Raw genomic sequence first — 21403 nt, 5'->3', positions numbered from 1 at the left:
TCCTGCGTCACAGCGGAGGTAGATCATGATCGCCTATGCGGTGCGCCGGCTCCTGATCGGAATACCGGTGCTCATCGCCGCCTCGCTCTTCGTGTTCATCGTCGCGTCCCTCTCGGGCAACCCCATCGACGACATGGAGGCGCGGAACCCACCGGTCCCGCTCGAAACCCGGCTCTCGGAAGCCCATCGGCTCGGCCTGGACAAGCCGTTGCACGAGCGGTACATCTCGTGGCTCGGCAACCTGGTGCTGCACGGCGACTTCGGCCAGTCGACCGAGCGCACCCTCAACATCGGTGACCAGCTCGGTGACCGGCTCTGGGTCACGCTGCGGCTGGTCTTCGTGGCCATGCTGCTCGCGGTGCTCCTCGCCGTCATCTCCGGCGTGATCAGCGCCGTCAGGCAGTACAGCAAGGTCGACTACGGCTTCACGTTCGCCGGGTTCCTGGCGCTGTCGATCCCGTCGTTCTGGCTGGCGCTGCTGCTGAAAGAGGCCGGCATCTTCTACAACCAGAGCACCGGCACGCAGACCTTCTACACACTCGGCGACAAGGACTACAACCACGACACGTTCGACACGTGGGGCAAGATCACTGACATCGCCGGGCACATGGTGCTGCCCACCATCGCATTGACGCTGATCACGTATGCGGCTTGGAGCCGGTACCAACGCAGCGCCATGCTGGAGGTCCTCAACAGCGACTACGTGCGCCTCGCCCGGGCGAAAGGCCTGCGCAGCCGGCAGGTCATGATCCGGCACGCGCTGCGCACCGCGCTCATCCCGCTGACCACGATCACGGCCGTCGACATCGGCGCCATCTTCGGCGGCGCGGTGATCACCGAGACCGTCTTCAACTGGGCAGGCATGGGGACGTACCTACTGGAGTCGGTCATCCGGCGGGACGTGAACTCGATCCTGGGCTGGCTGCTCGTCTCCGGTCTCGTGGTGATCCTGTTCAACATCATCGCCGACCTGCTCTACGCCGTGCTCGACCCGAGGATCCGCTATGAGTAACCCGACCCTGGCCACGAAGGCCCCACAAGGTGTTCAGGAGATCACCACCCGGCAGCGCTCCCAGTTCGAGCTCGTCATCCGGCGCTTCCTGCGGCACCGTCTCGCGGTCGGCAGCCTGGTGGTGTTCCTGCTGATCGTGTTGTTCGCGTTCGTCGGGCCGCTCGTGTGGAAGTACGACCACACCTACATCGACGGCCCGAGCTTCTCGCCGCCGTCGGCGGAGTATCCGCTCGGCACCGACCAGGCCGGCCACGACCTGCTCGGCCAGAGCATGCGCGGCACCCAGCAGTCGCTGAAGATCTCGCTGGTGGTGGCGCTGATCGCGACCACCTTCGGCTCGCTGTGGGGTGCGATCGCCGGCTTCTACCGGGGCTGGCTCGACGGCCTGCTCATGCGGATCGCCGACGTGGTGCTGACCCTGCCCAGCATCGCCATCGCGGTGACCCTCGCGGTCAACATCCGCGGCGGCGCCAGATGGTGGGGCCTCGCCCTGGTGCTGTCGTTCCTGGCGTGGGCCGGCATCTCCCGGGTGGTGCGCGGCGTCGTGCTGTCGCTGCGTGAGCAGGAGTTCGTCGAGGCGGCCAAGGCGATGGGCGCGAGCGACATGCGCATCATCCTGCGGCACCTGCTGCCCAACGCGCTCGGACCGATCATCGTGGCGGCGACGGTCACCATCGCGACCACGATCCTGTCCGAGACCGCGCTGTCCTTCATCGGCTTCGGCGTGCAGCGGCCCGACACCTCGCTCGGCCTGCTCATCAACGACGCCAAGCTCTCCGTGCAGGACCAGCCGTGGCTGTTCTACTTCCCCGGCCTGTTCATCATCCTCATCGCGCTCACCGTCAACTTCGTCGGCGACGGGCTCCGCGACGCCTTCGACCCACGACAGACGCTGGTGCGCCGATGACCAACATCTCTCTTGATCCCCCCTCCACCGCGACCGACGTCGTGCTGTCGGTCGAGGACCTCAGCGTCTCGTTCCCGACGGAGGACGGCCTGGTCAAGGCCGTGCGCGGCGTCTCGTACACGCTCCGGCGCGGCGAGACGCTCGGCATCGTCGGCGAGTCCGGCTCCGGCAAGTCGGTGACCTCGCTGGCCCTGATGGGCCTGCTGCCGAAATCGGCCCGGATCACGGGATCGGCGAAGTTCCGCGGCGAGGAGCTGCTCGGCAAGAACGACCGGGAGATGAGCAAGGTGCGCGGCAAGCACCTGGCGATGATCTTCCAGGATCCGTTGACCTCACTGAACCCGGTCTACCCGATCGGCAAGCAGATCGCCGAGGCGGTCCTCGTGCACCACGAGGTCAGCAAGCGCACCGCCTGGGACCGGGCCGTCGAACTGCTGCGGATCGTCGGCATCCCGCACGCCGAGCAGCGCGTGAACAACTATCCGCACGAGATGTCCGGCGGCATGCGGCAGCGGGTCGTCATCGCGATCGCCATGGCCAACAACCCGGAGGTCATGATCGCGGACGAGCCGACGACCGCGTTGGACGTGACCGTGCAGGCGCAGGTGCTGGAGGCGCTGGAGGCGGCGCGTACCGAGATCGGTGCCGCACTCGTGCTCATCACGCACGACCTCGGCGTCATCGCCGGGCACGCGGACCGGATCTGCGTCATGTACGCCGGGAAGCTGGTGGAGTCGGGCACCGTCGACGACATCTTCTACCGGCCCCGCATGCCCTACGCGCTGGGTCTGCTGGGCAGCCTTCCCCGCGTCGACGAGGGGCGGGACGCGCGGCTCACGCCGATCGTCGGCACCCCGCCGTCGCTGCTGAACCTGCCGCCCGGCTGCCCGTTCCGGCCCCGCTGTCCGCTCGCGCAGGACATCTGCGGCGAGGAGGAGCCGGAGCTGCTGCCGATCGCCCACGGTCACTCGGCGGCGTGCCACTTCAGCTCACAGCTCGAGTCGGCCTCGGCCACCGACGTCTTCGCGGTCACCTCGGTCGACGTCGACACCGACCTGGTCGACGTGGCGTCGACCGAGCTCGCGACCGACGTCGACACGGTTTCGGAGGAGGGCGCATGACCGAGGTCGTGGACACCGGCACCAGGACCGTCATCTCGGCGAAGAACCTGGTCAAGCACTTCCCGGTCCGGTCGCGGGGCATCCTGCGGCAGCGGATCGGCGAGGTGCACGCCGTCTGTGACGTCTCCTTCGACATCGGCGCGAACGAGACGCTCGGGCTGGTCGGCGAGTCCGGCTGCGGCAAGTCGACCACCGCGCGGCTGCTGCTCAACCTGATCACCCCGACCAGCGGATCCGTGCACTACGGGGGCAAGGACCTGGTGCGGCTGTCACGTGCGCAGATGCGTCCGCTGCGGCGCGATCTGCAGATCGTGTTCCAGGACCCGTTCGCCTCGCTCGACCCGCGCATGACGGTGTTCGAGATCATCGCCGAACCGCTCCGCATTCACGGCCTCTTCGGTGACGGGGGCGCGAAGGTCCGCGAGCTGATGCAGACCGTGGGCCTCAACGCGGAGCACGGCAACCGGTACCCGCACGAGTTCTCCGGCGGGCAGCGGCAGCGCATCGGGGTCGCCCGGGCGTTGGCGCTGCGCCCGAAGGTCCTCGTGCTGGACGAGCCGGTGTCGGCCCTGGACGTGTCGATCCAGGCCGGCGTGATCAACCTGCTGGAGGACCTGCAGACCGAGCTCGGGCTGTCCTACCTCTTCGTTTCGCACGATCTTTCGGTGGTACGGCACATCGCGCACCGCGTCGCCGTGATGTACCTCGGCAAGATCGTGGAGACGGCGTCGGTCGAGGAACTGTTCACGAAGGCGTCGCACCCGTACACGCAGGCGCTGATCTCGGCGATCCCGCTGCCGGACCCGCGCAAGGAACGCATGCGGCAACGGATCCTGCTCACCGGAGACGTGCCCAGCCCGGTGAAGCCGCCGAGCGGGTGCCGGTTCCGGACCCGCTGCCCGAAGTTCGCCTCGGTGCTGACATCGGCGGAGCAGAAGCGGTGCGTCGAGGAGGAGCCGGCGCTGACCGACCGCGGCCAGGGCCACCGGAGCGCCTGCCACTACGCGGAGGCGGTCAAGCTCGTCTGAACCGAACCGGTCCGGGGTGCCGCCGTCCGTTCTTGCGGCCGGCGGCACCGCCGTTTGCCTTCAGCGCAGCGGCGCCGGCGGGCGGACGGGCGGCGTCGTTCCCGGTGCCGTCGCTCCCGGTCCGGGCGCAGTCATGCCCGGCGGGATCATGCCCGGCTGTGGCAGTCCCGGCTGTGGCAGTCCCGGCATGGCGGCGGTGCCGTTCGGTGGGACGGCGAACGCCGGGGTCCACGGCACCGGGCCCGTCATCGGCGGCGCCGCGGAGGCCGTCGGGTTGAGTGCCGCCGCGAGGCCCGGCCACACGCTCGCCGACGCGGCCCGGGCCTTCACCAGTTGGCGCGCGGAGCGGCGGTGACGCTCGGCCAGTACTGCCGCGAGATATGCCCAACCGGGAACCCCTGGCGGTGGCGGGGGAGTGGTGTACGTCGCGACCTCGCGGGCCAGCGCCTGGCCCAGCGCGGTGCGGGCCGGCTCGGCGATCTCCCGGTTCCGTGCGAGGAAGTGCCGCACGGCCAGCGCGAGGCTGTCGTCGAGGCCGGTGAGGTCGAGCAGCGCCGCCCAGCGGGCCAGCGGAGGCGGCATCGCCGGCACCCAGCCCCAGCTGGCCGGGGTCCGCTCGTGGATGACGATGGTGCCCGCCGCCAGGTCGCCGAGGCGCTTGCCGCTGGGGTTGAGCAGCAGGGTGCCGATGCTCGCCAGCCAGGTCACCACGGGCATCAGCAGCCCCGGCCACTCCAGCGCCAGCCCGACCAGTCCTCGGGTGAACGAGTGCCGGAACCGGACCGGGCCGCCGTCGTCGCGGACCACACGCAGGCCCATCGCCGCCTTGCCCGGCGTGCGACCCCGCAGGACCGTCTCCCAGAACACCGGGTAGCCCAGCAGGACGATCACCAGGACCACGACCACGATGGCCTGGCCCAGGCCGGCGTCGAAGATGCCGACGTTGCTGGTCAGCCAGGTGACGGCCATCGCGAGGATCAGCAGCGCGACGAACAGCACGAACTGGCCGAGGATGTCGATCATCAGGGCGAGTGTCCGTGAGCCGGCCCGGGCCACGCGCACGTCGAGCTCGACCGCCTCACCGCTGACCAGCCGGTCGCCGGGAGTCTCGGGTGCTGACGTGACGCTCATGGCGACCAGTGTCCTACAACGGTGCACCCCGGCGCGTGCCCTGTCCGTCTACGCTGCCGGGGTGGACCTGGACGCGTACGTCGCCGAGCACGGCGGGGAGTGGCGGCGGCTGGAGGAGCTTTCCAAGCGCCGCCGGGTGACCGCCGCCGAGGCCGATGAGCTGGTGGCGCTGTACCAGCGCGCGGCGACCCATCTCTCGCTCGTGCGCAGCCGCTCGCCCGACCCGGCGCTCGTCGCGTGGCTGTCGCGCCTGGTGCTCACCGCCCGCAACGCGATCACCGGCACGCCGTCGTTCTCGTTCCACACGGTCGGCAGGTTCTTCACCACGACGTTCCCGCTGGCCGTCTACCGTGCCTGGCCCTGGTGGTCCGGCGTGGCCACGGCCTTCTGTCTGGTGGCGTTCGGCCTGATGGGGTACATCGCGGCGAATCCCGAGGTGGCGAACTACTTCGTTTCCGACGCCGAGATCAAGTCGCTCGTCAACAGCGAGTTCGCCGGTTACTACAGCGAGTTTCAGCCACAGAACTCCACCCTGCGCGTCTGGACCAACAACGCCCTGCTGACCGGCGAGGTCCTGGCCGCCGGCGTCCTGATCCTCCCGACGGTGTACGTCCTGTTCACCAACGCCCTGAACGTCGGCCTCGTCGGCGGCGTGATGATTGCGTACGGCCGGAGCGACGTCTTCTTCGGCATGATCATTCCGCATGGCCTGCTCGAACTAACGGCGGTCTTCGTCGGCGCCGGCGTGGGCCTGCGCATCGGCTGGTCCTGGATCGCGCCGGGCCCGTTCCGCACGAGAGGCCGCGCCCTGGCCGAGGCGGCTCGCGAGGGCATGCTGGTGGCGCTGGGCCTGGTGGTGGTACTGCTGATCAGCGGCGTGCTGGAGGGCTTCCTGACCCCGGCGCCGATTCCCATGCTGCTGAAGGACTTCATCGGCGCGATCGTCTGGATAGCCTTCCTGGCATACGTCGTGATCCTCGGCCGAAAGGCCGCCGCCGGCGGCGAGTCGACCGCCCTCCCGGAAGACCTGGCCGAGGACCCGCTCCCGACCGCATAGTCCGTTTTCCGCGACCCTTGTCCACCACCGATCGCAGGGGCCGAGGCTCAGAGGCGGCCGGAGTGTTTCAAGGCCAGGTAGTGGTCGGTCAGCCTCGACGCGAACTCGTCGACCGGGGCGTCGACGACCTCGACGCCGTGCCGGCGGAGGGCGGCGGCGACACGCTCCCGCTCGGACAGCGCCCGCTGGGCGGCCGCCGCCGTGTACACGTCGGCGGTGCTCGGCGTCCGGCCGACCTGTGCCATCCGTGTCAGTTCGGGGTCGTGGACAGCGGCGACGATCACCTTGTGCCGCGCGGCGAGCTGCGGCAGCACCGGCAGCAGACCGTCGCCCAACGCGCCCGGCTCCAGCGCGGTGAACAGCACCACCAGGGCCCGCTTCCGCTCGCGCCGCAACACTTCGCTGGCGACCAGGCCGAAGTCGGTCTCCACCAGTGCCGGCTCCAGCGGCGCCATCGCGGTCACCAGCCGGAACAGCAGGGTGCGCTTCTCGACGTTGGTCACCGAGGCGCGCACTGCGGTGTCCACGGCGAGCAGGTCGACCCGGTCGTCGGCCCGCGCCGCGACCGACGCGAGCAGCATCGCCGCGTCCATCGCCGCATCCAGCCGCGGCTCGTCGCCGATGCGCGCCGCCGAGGTACGCCCGGTGTCGAGCACACACACCAGCCGCCGGTCACGCTCGGGCCGCCAGGTGCGCACCACGACGTCGGACCGCCGGGCGCTGCCGCGCCAGTCGATGGACCGCACATCGTCGCCGAGCACGTATTCCCGCAGCGTGTCGAACTCCGTGCCCTGCCCGCGCCCGCGCGTCACCACCGACCCGTCGAGCACCCGCAGCCGTGCCAGCTTCTCCGGCAGGATGCGGCGTGAACTGAACCGCGGGTAGACCCGCAACCGCCATTCCGGCGTCAACCGGTCAGCGGTCTTTCGGGTGCTCTGCCGGTACGCCAGGCGCAACGGCCCATATGCCCGCGCCGTCACGCGCACGGCGGGCCGGTCGCCGCGCCGTCTCGGGGTCAGCGACGTCGTCACCGCGACCGCCCGGCCCGGCTCGATGCGCACCTCCTGCGTCGCCGGCGTCGCACCGGCGGACGGCACCCACGCGTCGCGCACCTGCCCGACGAACACCCGGTTGGAGCCGTTGTGCAGGATGAGCCGCACGCTGCCGGACTCGCCCAGCCACAGCGACTTGTCGCCGGACCGGCTCATCCGCAGCTCGCTCGGCGACGCGGCCGCGAGCCCGTCGAGCAGCGCGGCGACGCCGATGGCGAGCACGAGCACGCCGGCGGCGACCCACAGCCACACCGGGCTGACCCCCGATCCCAGGGTCGCGCCGAACAGCGCCAGCAGCAGTGTGCCGACGGCGAGCAGCGCCGGCGGCCGCCAGGTGATCATCGCGGGGTCGGCACCGTGGCGAGGACGGAGTCGAGGACGGCGTCGGAGGTCACGCCTTCAAGCTCGGCCTCGGCCCGCAGGCGCACGCGGTGGCGCAGGGTCGGACGGGCCAGCGCCTTGACGTCGTCGGGTGTGACGTAGTCACGACCGGTCAGCCACGCCCAGGCCTTCGACGCGGCGAGCAGGGCCGTCGCGCCACGCGGGGACGCGCCGAGCTCCAGCGACGGCGACACCCGCGTCGCCCGGCACAGGTCGACGATGTACGCGAGCACGCCGTCGGCGACCGCGACCCGCTGCACCGCGGCCCGGCCGGCGACCAGGTCGGCCGTCGTCGCCACCGCCTGCACCCCGGCCTCGCGCAGCCGTCGCGGGTCGAAGCCCTGGTGGTGCGCCCGGAGCACGCCGAGCTCCTCGTCGCGGGTCGGCAGCGGCACCGTCAACTTGAGCAGGAACCGGTCAAGCTGCGCTTCCGGCAGGGGATAGGTGCCCTCGTATTCGATCGGGTTCTGCGTCGCGGCCACCAGGAACGGATCGGGCAGCGCGCGTGGCGTGCCCTCGACCGAGACCTGCCGCTCCTCCATGACCTCCAGCAGCGACGCCTGTGTCTTCGGCGGCGTCCGGTTGATCTCGTCGGCGAGCAGCAGGTTGGTGAAGACCGGCCCTTCGCGGAACTGGAACTCGGCGCTGCGCGCGTCGAAGATCAGCGACCCGGTGACGTCACCCGGCATGAGGTCGGGCGTGAACTGCACACGCTTGGAGTCCAGCTCGAGTGCCGCCGCGATGGTACGGATGAGCAGCGTCTTCGCCACGCCCGGCACACCTTCGAGCAGCACGTGCCCGCGGGCCAGCAGGGCGATGACCATGCCGGTCACCACCGCGTCCTGGCCGACGACGACCTTGGCGACCTCGGCACGCAGCCGGCCCAGCGCCGCACGGGCCTGGAGCGCGCCGGTGTCGGGCACAGCACCTTGGGTCAACGGAATGGCGGTGTCGGTCACCGGGACTCTCCTTCGGGTGCGGCGGCCGGCGCGTTTGTTGCCGCGACGGGATGTTCGGTTGCGACGGCGTTGAGCAACTGCTCGAGGCTCGTGGCGGCCTGGACCAGTTGCACGTCGTCCTCTGGCGACGGCCCGAAGAGGACCTGCTCGACCAGCGGTGCGGGCCAGCCGCTCTGCGCGGCGACCGCCTCGATCAGCGTCCGGTGGTCGACGTCGGGCTCGAGCCGCAGCAGGTGGGTCAACCGGCTCAGGGCGGTGGCTCGCAGCGTCTGCAGCGATTCGGCGCGGGCCTTCGCGCGCTGGTACAACCGCCCGCGCCCGGCGACCGTCTCCGACGCCCGGACGACAATCGGCAGCGGCTCGACGACGGGGCTTCCCAGCCGTCGTGCCTGCGCGAGCGCGGACAGGATGAAGACGATCGCGAGCAGTGCGGCGGCGACATACGTCCACGGCGGGAACGCCTGCCACAGCGGGTTGGGCGGCTCCTCCCCGCTGCTGTCGCCGCCCCACGTGGTCGGCTGGTCGTCCGAGCCGCCTTCCCCACGCACCGGGAAGTCGGGGTCGCCCGGCTCACCGGAGGACGGCGGGCGCAGGGACGGCGGTGCCGCCGAACCGCCGGCGAGGCCGGGGTCGTTGGTGACGAGCGGCGGGGACTCGCGGCGGTGCAGGTCCAGCCAGATCAGCCTGGGCGAACGCGTCAGCAGCCCCGTCGCCAGTTTCGCGTTGTTGTGCTCGCCGATCCGGTCGTTGCGGAACGGGTCGGCCGAGCCCACCAGAGTGATCCGGGAGGCGCCGCGCTCGAAGACGACGAGCGCGTCGTCGTAGCACCGGGCCACCTCCTCGGCCTCCTGCTTGTAGACCGAACCGTATCGGGTCCGGCGCACTCCCGCGCGGCCCGCCTCGACGGCCGGCGCATACGTGCAGCCGGGGTCGCTCGCCTCGCTGACATACGCCCGTTTCGCCGACCAGAGCGGCAACAGCGCGTCGACGACGGTGTCCAGCCGCGGCTCGATCAGCACGACGTCGGTCGTGGGTGGCAGCAGCTTGAGCATGCGCAGGTAATGCGGGTGGACCAGCTCCGGAGTGGTGATCAGCAGCGTCGCGTCGCCCTCGTTGGCGGCGACCAGCGCGTCGGAGGACTTCGTCATCCGCTGGATGTCGACGCCGGCGGCGCGGACCCGGTCCGCGAGCGTGGCGGCGCCGATGTCGGCCGTGCTGGTCGGCGACAGGTAGGCCGGGTCGTCCTCGTCCGGCTGCTCCAGCTGGTAGATCCACGTGCCGAGCAGCACCACGACGAGCACCGCGGCGGGCGGGACCACCAGGCGCAGCCAGCGCCAGCTCCGCGGCTTCTTCGGCTGTTTCGCCTTGCCGGCCGATGGAGCATTTCCGGCTGGCGGCGTGTTGCCGGGTGGCGGCGTGCTGTCGGCCGGCGGGCCGGCGGGTGGCGTGTCAACGGGCGTCGCGGTCATGCGCCGACCTCCGCGGCGAGCTGGCGCATCCGGTTGTCGTGCTCCGCGGTGGCGGGCCGTTCGCCATACCAGATGTCGGAGAAGATGCCCGTCGCACTGCGCAGCGGGGAGTCGATGGCCGGCACGACGGCCGCGGCGGCGTGCGCGAACTCGGTGACGGTCATGCCGGGCTGGTGCTCGAGGACCCTGCGCTCGACCAGCCCGCGGACGATGGCGCGCAGCCGCTCGCGGACCGCCTCGGCGAACCTGCCCTCGGCGGCCAGCCGGTCGGCCAGCGACATGAAGACGTGTGCCGGCATGTCGGGCAGCTCGGCATCGGGCTCGGGATCGGGCAGCGGCACCGGCTCGACCAGCTCCGGCACCGGCTCCTGAGTCGTCTTCGGCTTGCGCCGCCGAAGGAAATTCGGCAGACCGTTGGGCACCCAGCGCGGATAGAAGTAGTGCAGCAGACCGAAGACGATCGAGCCCAGGAAGAGGACGAAGACGACCCACGCCACGCCGAACACGTCGTCGAGCGCGTCGAGGAAGAATGCCCAGGCGCGGGTCATCGGGCCGCTCCGAGGACGGCCGAGCCGGCCAGGTCGACCGGCCGGCCCAGGCGGCGGATGCGGCCGATCGCGATGTCGAGGCCCTCGACACGCATGCGGGTCTCCAGGTAGAGCACCGCGTCGACGCAGGCCAGTGTGGCGTAGGCGAGCGAGTCGACCAGCACCCACAGAGCCATGATGAGCACCGTGAAGATGATCGAGCCCGGGCGCAACGAGACCTGCAGCAGCCCGAAGGCCGCATAACCGAGGACCAGCCGGATCGCGGTCCAGCTCACGTAGCCACCCAGGCGGATCGCCGCTCCCCGCAGTCCGACCGACGCCAGGCGGAACGAACGGCCCAGCGCCCGGCCGGGCCCGATCCGGTCGACGATCAGCGCCGGGCCCGCCATGCCGACGAGGCCGAACAGGAACAGCCAGGGCAGCAGCATGACGAGGGAACTCGTCAGTAGTATCGCCGCGGTCACGACGGCGACCACAAGGAGGGCCGGGAGCCGCCGGAACACCTGCCCCAGCAGTTCCCGCCCGCGCACCGGTCGCCCGAGCAACCCGGGGCCGGCGGCGGCACCCGTCAGCCCGCCCAGCAGCGCGAGGATCGCGCCCTCGGTGGCCAGACCGGCGCAGAAGGCCAGCCACGACGACCCCAATCGCTCGGAATAGGGAAGGTGGAGCGGCGGTGTCATGCCGGCCCAGGAGCGCAGCGGATACAGCAGGGCCTGCTCGCAGACGGCCAGCACCAGGGCCGACACCAGCAGGAGCGGCCCATGGACGCGCAGCAGCGACACCGCTGCGTCAAGCAGCTCACCGAAGGTGAGCGGACGCATCGGGATCACGGCCTTGGTCTGTTCCACGCGGACACCGTAGTAGGCCGGGGCGACAAAAACCGCCCACGTCACGCAGAGTCGATGCGGCGAACACAATCGGGCACATCTTTTCAAGATCGGCTGCCGGGTTCCCATGTTCGGGCATGGAGGTGAAATATTGGACCGCATGAGAGCCCGTGTCCTGGTGGTCGATGACGACCCCGCCCTCGCCGAGATGCTCGGCATCGTTCTGCGCAGCGAAGGTTTCCTCCCCTCGTTCGTCGCGGACGGTGAGCGGGCCCTCGCTGCGTTCCGGGACACCCGGCCTGACATCGTCCTGCTCGACCTGATGCTGCCCGGGATGAGCGGAATCGACGTCTGCCGGTCCATCCGCGCCGAGTCCGGCGTGCCGATCGTCATGCTCACCGCGAAGAGCGACACGGTCGACGTGGTCCTCGGCCTCGAGTCCGGCGCCGACGACTACGTGATGAAGCCGTTCAAGCCCAAGGAGCTGGTCGCGCGCATGCGTGCCCGGCTGCGTCGCGGTGAGGACGTCGCGCCGGAGCTGCTGACCATAGGGCCACCCGGCAACCAGATCACCATCGACGTGCCCGCACACACGGTCACGCGCGACGGCGACGAGGTCAAGCTGACCCCGCTCGAGTTCGACCTGCTCGTGGCCCTGGCCCGCAAGCCGCGTCAGGTCTTCACGCGTGAGGTGCTGCTGGAGCAGGTCTGGGGCTACCGGCACGCCGCCGACACGCGCCTGGTCAACGTGCACGTCCAGCGGCTGCGCGCCAAGATCGAGCCCGATCCCGAAAAGCCGGAGATCATCCTGACCGTGCGCGGTGTCGGCTACAAGGCCGGCACCGGCTAGGTCGTGACTCCGTGGTGCGTATCGACCCTGTCCTCGTCCAGGTCCGCAGGCTCCGGCCGAAGCGGTTGATCCCGCTCGCCGTGAGCCGGCGTGCCCGCCGATTCTGGGCGGCGACCCGGCGCCGGTGGCGGCGTTCGCTGCAGTTCCGGGTCGTCGGCATCACGCTCCTGCTGTCCGCGGCGCTGGTGCTGGCGTTCGGCTACACGGTCGCGTCCCTGATCAGCCGAGGCGTGCTGGATAGCAGGATCAACACGGCCAAGGAGCAGATCTCCGGCGGCGCCACCTACGCCGCGCACGAGCTCGAGGGCTTCACGCAGGCCGACGACCCCGGCCTGCCCGGCAAGCTGCAAACCGTGGCGGGCTACCTGGCCACCTCGATGGACGTGCCCGGCGCCGAGGTGATCGTGCTGCGGCGCAGTGCCAACCTCCCCAACCTCTCCGCGTCATGGCCGGAGCAGGGTGCCTACCAGGTCATGAGCACCCCGGCCATGCAGCCGATGCGCTCCCTGGTCGGCGGTCGCCCCAACACGTATCAGCAGATCGCCACCCTCGACGTCGGCATGGGGCCGCGCAAGTACCTCGTTCTCGGCACCCCCGTGGCGACCGCCGGCGACCCGGTCGAGCTCTACTACCTGCTTCCCCTGCAGTCGGAGGACGAGCTCGTCCAGTTCGTCGCGCTGGTCGTCACCGTCACCGGCATCGCGCTCGTCGCGCTGCTCGCGTTGATCGCCGCCATGATGACCCGGCTCGTGGTCAAACCGGTCCGGGTCGCGGCGCGCACCGCGCAGCGGCTCTCCGCCGGGCTGCTCGACCAGCGCATGCAGGTCAAGGGCGAGGACGACCTGGCGCGTCTTGCTGCCGCGTTCAACCAGATGGCGGCCAACCTCCAGCGCCAGATCGTGCGGCTGGAGGAGATGTCGCGCCTGCAGCGCCGGTTCACCTCCGACGTGTCGCACGAGCTACGCACGCCGCTGACGACCGTCCGCATGGCCGCCGACCTGCTGTTCTCCTCCCGCGAGGACTTCGACCCGGCAGCCGCGCGCAGCGCCGAGCTGCTGCAGGCGGAGCTCGACCGGTTCGAAGGACTGCTCACCGACCTGCTGGAGATCAGCCGGTTCGACGCCGGGTTCGCAGCACTCGACGCCGAGCCGACCGACCTGGTGCCGGTCGTGCGCCGGGTCGGCGAGCGGCTGGCACCGCTGGCCGAGCGGTGCGGCGTCCCGCTGCGTGTCGACACGCCGGACACCGAGATCATCGCCGAGGTCGACCCGCGACGGGTGGAGCGCATCCTGCGTAACCTCGTCGGCAACGCGGTCGAGCACGGCGAGGGCAAGCCGGTTGTGGTGACCCTGGCCGCCGACTCTTCGGCCGTCGCGGTGACCGTTCGCGACCACGGTGTCGGCCTCAAGACCGGGGAGGAGAAGCTGGTGTTCAACCGGTTCTGGCGCGCGGACCCGTCGCGGGCACGGCAGACCGGGGGCACCGGTTTGGGGCTGTCGATCAGCCTGGAGGACGCTCGCCTGCACGGCGGCTGGCTGGAAGCGTGGGGCGCGCCCGGCAAGGGCGCCCAGTTCCGGCTCACGCTGCCGACACATAGTGGCGACCGGCTGGTCTCGTCGCCGTTGCGCCTCGTGCCCGACGACGCCCGTGCCGACGAGGCGGCGCTGATCGGGGAGACGCCGTGAGTCGACGTGTTGCGAACGAGGACGCCGTGAACCGGGGCCTCGCGAGCCGGGCGGGAGCGGTGCCGTGTCCACGGAAGCCGCGGCCCACCAGCACGGGGAGCGGCGGCAACGGTCGACCCGGTGGTTCGAATGAGGCACCGGCCCAGCACGTGGTGCGCCTCGATGGCGAAGCGTGGCCCGGCGCCGGAGTGCCGCCCGGCGGCAGGACACGCGATCGGAGGAAGGCGGCCGGGCTGGTCGCTCTCGTGGCGTTGCTCCTCGGCGGGTGTGGGCTGCCCGGACAGACCGAGCCGAGGTACCTCGGTCCGGCGGCCACCGCCACCGCCACCGCCGACCGTGTCGAGCAACTGCCGACCAGGGAGGGTGCTGCTACAGCCTCGGACCTCGTCACCCGGTTCCTGGCGTCCTCGGTCGGCGGCAACGGCGCCGGAGCCGACCCCGAGGAGGCTCGCACCGAGACGCAGAAGCGCATGCGGGACTTCTTCACGCAGCCCGGTGGCACACGGTGGTTACCCGGCCAGAAGCTGCAGGTCGTCAAGGTCGCGAGGATCTCGGAGGAACTGGGCAAGGAAGCCGGCACCTGGAACGTCTCCGTCGAGGGCCAGCTGATCGGCACGCTCGACGAGCGCGGTGTCCTCAACCAGGAACCGACACAGGATCGGGCTCAACCGAGCGTCTGGGACTTCAAGGTGGTGAGCGTCGGCGGTCCGTTGATGATCGAGGACGCGCCGAATGACACGATGCTGTTGAGCGAATGGGCACTCGACGAGTGGTACCTGCAGCAGCCGATCTACTTCTGGGAGATCGGCGTCGACAGCCGGAAGAAGCTGGTGCCCGACCTGCGGTACATGTCGAAGCGGCTGCTGTCCCAGGCCCAGCGCGTCGCCCAGGTGCTGTCTTGGCTGGCCCGGCCGTCGGATCTCGTCCAGCCCGTCACGGAAGGTCTGGCCGCCGACGTCGACATCAAGGACATCCCGGTCGCGACCCGCGACGCGGTGACGATCAACCTGGGCTTCAAGGCGATCGGCAAGGAGGACGAGCTGCGCCGGGCGGCCAGGCAGATCCGCTGGTCGCTCGAGGCGCATCCGCGAGTGACCCTGACGATCGAGAACAGGGATCGAGGCATCAACTCGGACGGTTACGAGGGCGACAACGCCGCCGTCGAGGCCGGGGCAGAGACCAACCCCGAGCGGTTCTGCATCGTCGACGGTGTGGCGCGTCCGGTTGACCTCAGCAGCGGCAGCGCGCCTGCGATCTTCGCTCAGGGCGGCGAGAACACGTCGGTCGTCTCGGCCGCCATCAACCGCTCGAAGACCCACGCTGCCCTGGTCCGGCAGCCCGACCCGCGCGGCAAACAGACGCTGTATGTCAGCGCCGCTGACGCCACCACGACAAACCCGCCGAAATACGTCCCGGTGGGCGTGAGCGGTGCGAAGCTGACCCGCCCGGTGTGGATCGAACGCCCCGCTCAGCTGTTCCTGGTTTCCGACGGTATGGCGCTCTGGGCGGTCACCCCGCCGACCGGCGACGCGCCGGCCAAGGCCGAGAAGGTGAGCGGCCCGCAAGGGGATGCGCCGACCAGCGGTATTTCGTCGCTCGCGGTCGCACCGGACGGGCGGCGAATCGCCTTCATCTCCAACGGTGCCGTGAACGTCGCGTCGTTGCTGTTCGACAACGGCAAGCTGACCGGTCTGGGCACGTATCGGAAGGTCTACACCTCGCTCGGCGAGAACAGGGCGGTCGGCTGGCTCACCGAGACCAGCCTGGCCGTCGGCGGCACGCGCAATCCGGCGGCAGCGGCCGGGGAGGCGTATTCGCTGGTGTCGATCACGGTCGACAGCACGGTGGAGAAGCCACTGCCGGAGCGTGACCGCACCGCCACTGCGCAGAGCGTGATCACCCACATGTCGGTTCGGATCGCCAGCCCGTCGGGGCAGCAGGGCGGCGTGCTGATCATGTTCGAGTCGAACGGGGTCGCGCACACCGTGTACAGCCAGGACATCGGACCGATCCAACTCGCCGGGCCGCAGCCGTCCGCCTCCTCGACCGCGCCGCAGCTGCCGCCGGCGAAGGCGCCGTTCTACGCGGACTGAGCCGTGTTCCTCGCTGATCTTGTCGACCTGGTCCTGCCGGCGACGTGCGCGGGGTGCGAGCAGCCGTCAACGGGGCCGCTGTGCGGGCCGTGCCGGGCGGCGTTCCGCGCGACGGTGCCGCAGCGGACGCGGCCCGATCCCGAGCCGGCGGGGCTGCCGCCGACGTATGCGCTGGGTGCGTACGCGGGGTCGGTGCGGCGGGCGATCCTGCAGTACAAGGAGGAGCGCCGGCACGAGCTGACCGGCGTGCTCGGCGAGGCACTGGCTGCCGTGGTGATGCGCTCGCTGTCCAGCGGGTCGAGTCCGGCCAGGGGGCTGCGCGGGCCGGTCATCCTCGTTCCCGTGCCCGCTACCGCGGCTGCCGCGCGCCGGCGGCACGGCGACCACATTCTGCGGCTGGCCAAGGCTGCGGCGAAAGTGCTGCCCGGAGCGGTCGTGGCGGTCCCGCTCCGGGCGCTGCCGAAGGCGGGGGACTCGGCCGAGTTGACGGCCGCGGAGCGGGCAGAGGCGGCCAGGAGGGCGTTTGTCGTCAGAGCGGGAGAAGCAGCGAGGTTGCGAGCGGCCGTCCGGCAGTTTGCCAAGAGAACTGTGGCTGTCCGGTCGGTGAACAGCCAGCCGACGGTTGTTCTTGTCGACGACATCGTCACGACCGGTGTGACGCTTGTTGCGGCTGTTGCAAACCTCCGTGAAGCGGGTATCCGGGTGGAACGGGCCGCGGTTCTGGCCGCTACGCAACGTCGGCGGTGAAGGGATCTGGTTCGTCCTGATATGTGCAGAACGTTACGACGAGGACAACGTGGGGTAATCCCGGAGGAGGGTTTCGGGACTTGGGGCCCTGTTCTTGTGAACCAGGGGTGACTAGCGGCTGTCCTCGGTTTAACGTCGAGAGACGACCAACGCTCTGAGTGGCCATGCCACGAAGGGAGGATGCTGACACCCGCAGTTTCGGTCGCGTGCCGCGTGGGCTCAGCCTCTGGGGAGGCGCGTTTCCGGCCGAGCAGTCCAGACAACAAACCCAAATCCGAACCCGTCTCTGAGAAAACCCGTGGGGGAGGTCAGGAGTGGACATCGTCGTCAAGGGCCGCAACGTCGAGGTGCCCGACCACTACCGGCAGCATGTCGCTGACAAGCTGCAGAAGGTCGAGCGATACGACCACAAGCTCATCCGCGTCGACGTCGAGCTGTTTCACGAGCGCAATCCGCGCCAGTCGGACCATTGCCAGCGTGTCGAGATAACGTGCTACTCGCGCGGTCCGGTGATCCGTGCGGAGGCATGCGCCGGAGACTTCTACAGCGCACTGGACACAGCGATCAGCAAACTGGACAGCCGGCTCAGCCGTGCTGCCGACCGTAGACGTGTCCATCGGGGCCGGCGGGCGCCGGTCTCCGTCGCCGCGGCGACCGCGTCACTCGCATTCACACCACCCGAGCGGTATTCAGCCGCACCGGCCGGCAATCCGGCCGAGACCGCGGCGACCGAAGCCGGCGGCTTCGAATTGATCGAAGAGCCCGATGACCAGCCGTGGCACATCGTCCGGGAGAAGGAGCATCCCGGTGAGCCGATGACGGTCGACGACGCGCTGTTCCACATGGAACTGCTCGGCCACGACTTCTACCTGTTCAACGACAAGGAATCGGGCCGTCCCAGCGTGGTTTACCGCCGCCGGGCATTCGACTACGGCGTCATGAGCCTAGGGATGTAGAGCAGTGCGGAAGGCGGGCCCGGTGCCAGGGCCCGCCTTCCGCACCACCGAGGCGCCGCAGGACGGCGCGACAGGGCACCGCGAGGCGGCGCTGCAGAACAGCCGCACGAGCGGCGCCACACAGATCAGGACTTGGACAGTTCCCTGGCCAGCACGGCCGTGTCCGGGTAGTCGGAGAAAACCCCGTCCAGGCCGGCGGCCAGGAACGTCCTGATCTCGGTCAGGACGTCGCCCCACGCGTTGGGGTCGGTGCCCGTGCGCAGGTTCAGCGGCAGGAACTGGTTCTCGTTGCGGAACGTCCACGAGTGGACCTTCAGCCCGCGCGCGTGGGCGTCGCGGATCAGCGGCGTCGGCCCGAGCAGGTTGCCGGCCGAGTCGCGGGCGATGACGAGGTTCTTGGTCGCCCCGACGCCGTTCGTGAACGACTTGAGGTAGTCCAGCCCCTTCGGCGTGGCCAGGTCGGCCCAGGTGCGCGGGTCGCCGCTGACCTTGAAGTCGTACGGCTGCCCGACCGCGTCCAGCAGCACCACCGAAGGCGTGTCGACCAGGCCGCGCAGCTTCTTGATGCTCGTCGGCTCGAACGACTGCAGGAAGACCGGCGCGTTGCGGCCGGCCAGGTTGTTGCGCTTGAGGACCTTCGCCACCAGGGGCTCGAGGGCCAGGCCGATCGACGCGAAGTACGTCGGGTGCTTGGTTTCCGGGTACACGCCGATCGTCCGGCCCACCCGCTTGCCTTCCTCGCGAGCGAGGTCGATGACCTCCTGCAGGGTGGGGATCTGGAACAGGCCGTTGTAGATCGTGTTGTGCGCGCGCACCGCGGGCAGCCGCTCGACCGCCCGGAGCGTCTTGAGCTCCGCGAGCGTGAAGTCCTCGGTGAACCAGCCGGTGACCGTGAAGCCGTCGACGGTCTTGGTGGTCTTGCGGGACGCGAACTGCGGCCGCGACGAAACGTCGGTGGTACCGGAGATCTCGTTCTCGTGCCGGGCTACGAGCTGGCCGTCCTTGGTCGGCACCAGGTCCGGCTCGATGTAGTCGGCGCCCATGGCGATGGCCAGGCGGTAGGCGGCCAGCGTGTGCTCGGGTCGGTGCCCGCTCGCGCCGCGGTGGCCGATGACCAGCGGTTGCGTGGTGGGGCGGCGGCGGTCCTCGACGGAGGCCGCGGCCGGGCTGACAAGCGTTGCGGGGAGCACGGCCGCGCCGGCCGCCACCCCCATACCGGAAATCACTGCACGTCGACGCATGGGCCCCAATCTCGGGGGCCCATGGCAACGTCACGTGACGCTCAGATGGCCGCCGGGCGCAGTTTGGCGAACGCAACGTTGTCGATACGCGTCCCGTCCGGACCGGGCAGTTTGCCGGGCTGGATCCCTTCCCGTGTGTAACCGGCCCGCTCCAGCACGCGCTGCGAGGCGATGTTGTCCGGCGCCGTCCCCGCGATCATGCGGACCACGCCGATGCTGAAGGCCCAGTCGGTCAACAGGGCGGCCGCGAGCGACGCGTACCCCTGGCCGCGGGCCGCGGGCGACAGGCTGTAGCCGATCATCGCCTCCTGGATGACGGGCTCCGCGTAGTAGAGCGCGATCTCGCCGAGGTACGTGTTGTCGTCGGCCCGGCGGATGGTGCACTCCGCGCGCTGCCCGGCGATCCACTTCGACACCGACTCGGCGCACTGCCGGCGCACGAGCTCCGGGTCCATCGGCGTGCCCACGACGGACCTCCCGCTCACCTCGGGGAGGATGCGCATGTTGTACGTGTCGTCGCTGTCCTCGGCGGTCAGCGGTCGCAGGACGATCGTGCCGTCGGTCAGCTCGCCCCCGGGGAAGTCGGGCAGCAGCCGGCGGCTCGGCCCGGCCGGGTCACCGGCGATCCGCGACCAGACGACCACGTCGTGCCAGCCGCCGTCCCGGGTCCGGGCGGCGGCGCGCGCGACGCCCTCGCGCGTGAACCCCGCCGCGACCGCCACCCGCTGGCTGGCGCCGTTCGACAGCGCCGTCGTGAGGTACAACCGGTGCATCCCGTCGCCGAGGAGCTCCGCGCTGAGCAGCTCCAGCGCTGTTGTGGCCACCCGCCGGCGACGGGCCCACGGTGCCACCCAGTAGCCGGTCTCCGCCGTGCCTTCCTTGCGTGGCGTGTATCCGATGGAGCCGAGCACCCGGTCGGTCGCCGCGTCGACGACGGCTCTGGAGTGGTCGTCGCGCTCGAAGAAGGCGAGGGCGTCGTCCCGCGTGTACGGGCTGGGCAGCATCGGCAGGTACCGCTGGATCAGGGGGTCGTTGCAGGCCTCGGCGACGGCGTCGGCGTCGTCCTCGCGCCACGGGCGCAGACTGAGCCCGCTCATCGCCCGAGGTCTTTCGCCAGCAGGGTCGCGACCCAGCCGTCGAGGCGCTTGCCGCGCTGCTCACAACCGTTGCGTTGGACACCCTCGATCACGAAACCCACTTTCTCCGCGACGCGTCGCGAGCCGGTGTTGCCGATGTGTGCGCGCCAGACGATCCGGCCCAGCGCGAGCTTGTCGAAGCCGAAGGCGCAGATCGCGCGGGCGGCCTCGGTGGTGTACCCCTTGCCGCGGACCCACGGCGCCGCGGTGAACCCGATCTCGGCCGTGACCGGGTCGACCGGGCTGATCCGCAGGTCGATCGTGCCGGCGAACCGGTCGTCGGCGTCGGCCATGGCGAACCCGGTCCCGGTGCCGCGCCGCCAGCCGTCGGGGTATCCGTGCCGGATGAACGCCAAGGCCCGGTCGGGGCCGTAGTCCAGCGGGATCGACGTCCAGGCGACCGACTCGGCGTCGCGGAACGTCTCGACCACGTCGACCAGGTCGCCCTCGCGCAGTTGCCGCAGCGTGCCGGGGCCGGCGGGGAGGCGCTCCGGCGGGTGGCTGAACGCGTGGGCGCGCAGCGCGCCGGGGCCGCCCGGCGCGACCCACGCCGGCGGCGTGTCGCAGACCTCGCCGGGCAGCAGCACGCCGTGCCAGCCGTCGACGAAACCGCCGTTGCGCGACGGAAGCCCAGCTCGTACGACTCCGTCAAAAGTGAAACCGATCCGCTCGGCGGTCAGCCGGGAGGCATGGTTGCCGACCTCCGCCCGCCAGATCAGCCGGCGCAGCCCGAGCACCTCGAACGCCCAGTGCGCCACGGCCCGCCCGGCCCGCTCGGCGACCCGGTGGCCACGTGCCCAGGGAGCGATCCACGTGCCCAGCTCCGCGTGGCGATTGGGCAGGTCGAGGGTGACGAGCCCGGCGGAGCCGAGGAGTTCACCCGTGCGAGCGTCGAACACCCCGAGCGGCGCGGCGGTCTCCGCGGCCCAGCCGGCCTGCGAGCCCACGCCGACGAAGTCGACGGCATGTTCGCGCAGGTAGGGGACGGGGACCATGGTCCAGCGCTGGATCAGGGGATCCTGGCAGGCGCGGAAGACGTCCTCCGTGTCGTCGGCCTGCCAGGCGCGCAGGACGAGCCCGTCGCCGGTGGTGAGTTCGATCGGCTCCATGACCGCCGATCCTGCCGGAAAGGTCGCCGCCGAGGGACGGATATTTCCACGGTACGTCGGGTGATTTGTACTGGTATGTCGCTTACTGTCCATA

General features: G+C 70.5%; 19 protein-coding genes. 10 read left to right on the top strand and 9 right to left on the bottom strand.

The genetic code is table 11. From position 1 onward, the window contains the following. Nucleotides 1–25 precede the first annotated feature (25 nt). The 4 genes from Dfulv_RS43150 to Dfulv_RS43135 are packed head-to-tail and all read left to right on the top strand — an operon-like array spanning nt 26 to nt 4068. Nucleotides 26–1012, top strand: coding sequence for an ABC transporter permease (locus tag Dfulv_RS43150; protein ID WP_259859592.1), 987 nt, complete (start codon nt 26–28; stop codon nt 1010–1012). Then, a complete protein-coding gene (locus Dfulv_RS43145; protein ID WP_259859591.1) occupies nt 1005–1919 on the top strand; it encodes an ABC transporter permease in 915 nt (304 codons plus the stop codon). Before Dfulv_RS43150 ends, Dfulv_RS43145 begins: the two co-directional genes overlap by 8 nt. Beyond that, the gene (locus Dfulv_RS43140; RefSeq protein WP_259859590.1) at nt 1916–3040 is read left to right on the top strand and encodes an ABC transporter ATP-binding protein; all 1125 of its coding nucleotides are present in this window, start codon (nt 1916–1918) and stop codon (nt 3038–3040) included. The genes Dfulv_RS43145 and Dfulv_RS43140 overlap by 4 nt, the downstream gene beginning before the upstream one ends. Continuing rightward, nucleotides 3037–4068 (top strand): ABC transporter ATP-binding protein, encoded by a 1032-nt coding sequence (locus tag Dfulv_RS43135; RefSeq protein WP_259859588.1) that lies wholly within the window; start codon nt 3037–3039, stop codon nt 4066–4068. Before Dfulv_RS43140 ends, Dfulv_RS43135 begins: the two co-directional genes overlap by 4 nt. 60 nt (nt 4069–4128) lie before the next feature. Here Dfulv_RS43135 and Dfulv_RS43130 read toward each other — a convergent pair whose 3' ends face one another. Beyond that, nucleotides 4129–5199 (bottom strand): RDD family protein, encoded by a 1071-nt coding sequence (locus tag Dfulv_RS43130; protein WP_259859587.1) that lies wholly within the window; start codon nt 5197–5199, stop codon nt 4129–4131. On the opposite strand from Dfulv_RS43130, the gene Dfulv_RS43125 reads away from it, so the two are divergent. Next, on the top strand, nt 5198–6256 hold the full coding sequence (locus tag Dfulv_RS43125; RefSeq protein WP_319805730.1) for a stage II sporulation protein M: 1059 nt from the start codon (nt 5198–5200) through the stop codon (nt 6254–6256). The two genes, Dfulv_RS43130 and Dfulv_RS43125, sit on opposite strands and share 2 nt — an antisense overlap. 47 nt (nt 6257–6303) lie before the next feature. Here Dfulv_RS43125 and Dfulv_RS43120 read toward each other — a convergent pair whose 3' ends face one another. From Dfulv_RS43120 to Dfulv_RS43100, 5 genes are read right to left on the bottom strand one after another with little or no spacing between them, the layout of a single operon-like run. Further along, a complete protein-coding gene (locus Dfulv_RS43120; protein ID WP_259859586.1) occupies nt 6304–7650 on the bottom strand; it encodes a DUF58 domain-containing protein in 1347 nt (448 codons plus the stop codon). Further along, nucleotides 7647–8612 carry an AAA family ATPase gene (locus Dfulv_RS43115; protein WP_406568057.1) on the bottom strand — a complete coding sequence of 322 codons (966 nt, stop codon included), beginning with the start codon at nt 8610–8612 and terminating at the stop codon, nt 7647–7649. The genes Dfulv_RS43120 and Dfulv_RS43115 overlap by 4 nt, the downstream gene beginning before the upstream one ends. Nucleotides 8613–8644: 32 nt before the next feature. Beyond that, on the bottom strand, nt 8645–10117 hold the full coding sequence (locus Dfulv_RS43110) for a DUF4350 domain-containing protein (protein WP_259859584.1): 1473 nt from the start codon (nt 10115–10117) through the stop codon (nt 8645–8647). Next, nucleotides 10114–10665: a DUF4129 domain-containing protein gene (locus Dfulv_RS43105; protein ID WP_259859583.1), complete on the bottom strand. Its 552-nt coding sequence runs from the start codon at nt 10663–10665 to the stop codon at nt 10114–10116. The genes Dfulv_RS43110 and Dfulv_RS43105 overlap by 4 nt, the downstream gene beginning before the upstream one ends. Further along, complete coding sequence (locus Dfulv_RS43100; protein ID WP_259859582.1) at nt 10662–11513, bottom strand: hypothetical protein; 852 nt, start codon at nt 11511–11513, stop codon at nt 10662–10664. Before Dfulv_RS43100 ends, Dfulv_RS43105 begins: the two co-directional genes overlap by 4 nt. Before the next feature lie 139 nt (nt 11514–11652). On the opposite strand from Dfulv_RS43100, the gene mtrA reads away from it, so the two are divergent. The 5 genes from mtrA to hpf all read left to right on the top strand — a co-directional run bounded on the left by mtrA (nt 11653) and on the right by hpf (nt 17823). After that, complete coding sequence (gene mtrA, locus Dfulv_RS43095) at nt 11653–12342, top strand: MtrAB system response regulator MtrA (RefSeq protein WP_259859581.1); 690 nt, start codon at nt 11653–11655, stop codon at nt 12340–12342. Nucleotides 12343–12362: 20 nt separating this feature from the next. Further along, on the top strand, nt 12363–14027 hold the full coding sequence (mtrB, locus tag Dfulv_RS43090) for an MtrAB system histidine kinase MtrB (RefSeq protein ID WP_406568056.1): 1665 nt from the start codon (nt 12363–12365) through the stop codon (nt 14025–14027). 245 nt (nt 14028–14272) lie between these two features. Further along, entirely contained in the window at nt 14273–16120 is a 1848-nt protein-coding gene (locus Dfulv_RS43085; RefSeq protein WP_259859580.1) for an LpqB family beta-propeller domain-containing protein, read from the top strand. A 192-nt stretch (nt 16121–16312) separates the two neighbouring features. Then, complete coding sequence (locus Dfulv_RS43080) at nt 16313–16867, top strand: ComF family protein (RefSeq protein WP_259859579.1); 555 nt, start codon at nt 16313–16315, stop codon at nt 16865–16867. A 314-nt stretch (nt 16868–17181) separates the two neighbouring features. After that, a complete protein-coding gene (hpf, locus tag Dfulv_RS43075; RefSeq protein WP_259859578.1) occupies nt 17182–17823 on the top strand; it encodes a ribosome hibernation-promoting factor, HPF/YfiA family in 642 nt (213 codons plus the stop codon). Nucleotides 17824–17948: 125 nt separating this feature from the next. Here the strand turns inward: hpf and Dfulv_RS43070 are convergent, their stop codons facing one another. Genes Dfulv_RS43070 through Dfulv_RS43060 form a run of 3 tightly spaced genes read right to left on the bottom strand, consistent with a single transcriptional unit; the run spans nt 17949 to nt 21309 of the window. After that, entirely contained in the window at nt 17949–19064 is a 1116-nt protein-coding gene (locus tag Dfulv_RS43070) for a glycerophosphodiester phosphodiesterase (RefSeq protein ID WP_259859577.1), read from the bottom strand. 41 nt (nt 19065–19105) lie between these two features. Further along, on the bottom strand, nt 19106–20161 hold the full coding sequence (locus Dfulv_RS43065) for a GNAT family N-acetyltransferase (protein WP_259859576.1): 1056 nt from the start codon (nt 20159–20161) through the stop codon (nt 19106–19108). Then, nucleotides 20158–21309 carry a GNAT family N-acetyltransferase gene (locus Dfulv_RS43060; protein WP_259859575.1) on the bottom strand — a complete coding sequence of 384 codons (1152 nt, stop codon included), beginning with the start codon at nt 21307–21309 and terminating at the stop codon, nt 20158–20160. The genes Dfulv_RS43065 and Dfulv_RS43060 overlap by 4 nt, the downstream gene beginning before the upstream one ends. Nucleotides 21310–21403 lie beyond the last annotated feature (94 nt).

This window comes from Dactylosporangium fulvum, from assembly GCF_025137375.1.
GTDB lineage: Bacteria > Actinomycetota > Actinomycetes > Mycobacteriales > Micromonosporaceae > Dactylosporangium > Dactylosporangium fulvum.
This window is presented reverse-complemented; position numbering and strand designations above follow the sequence as displayed.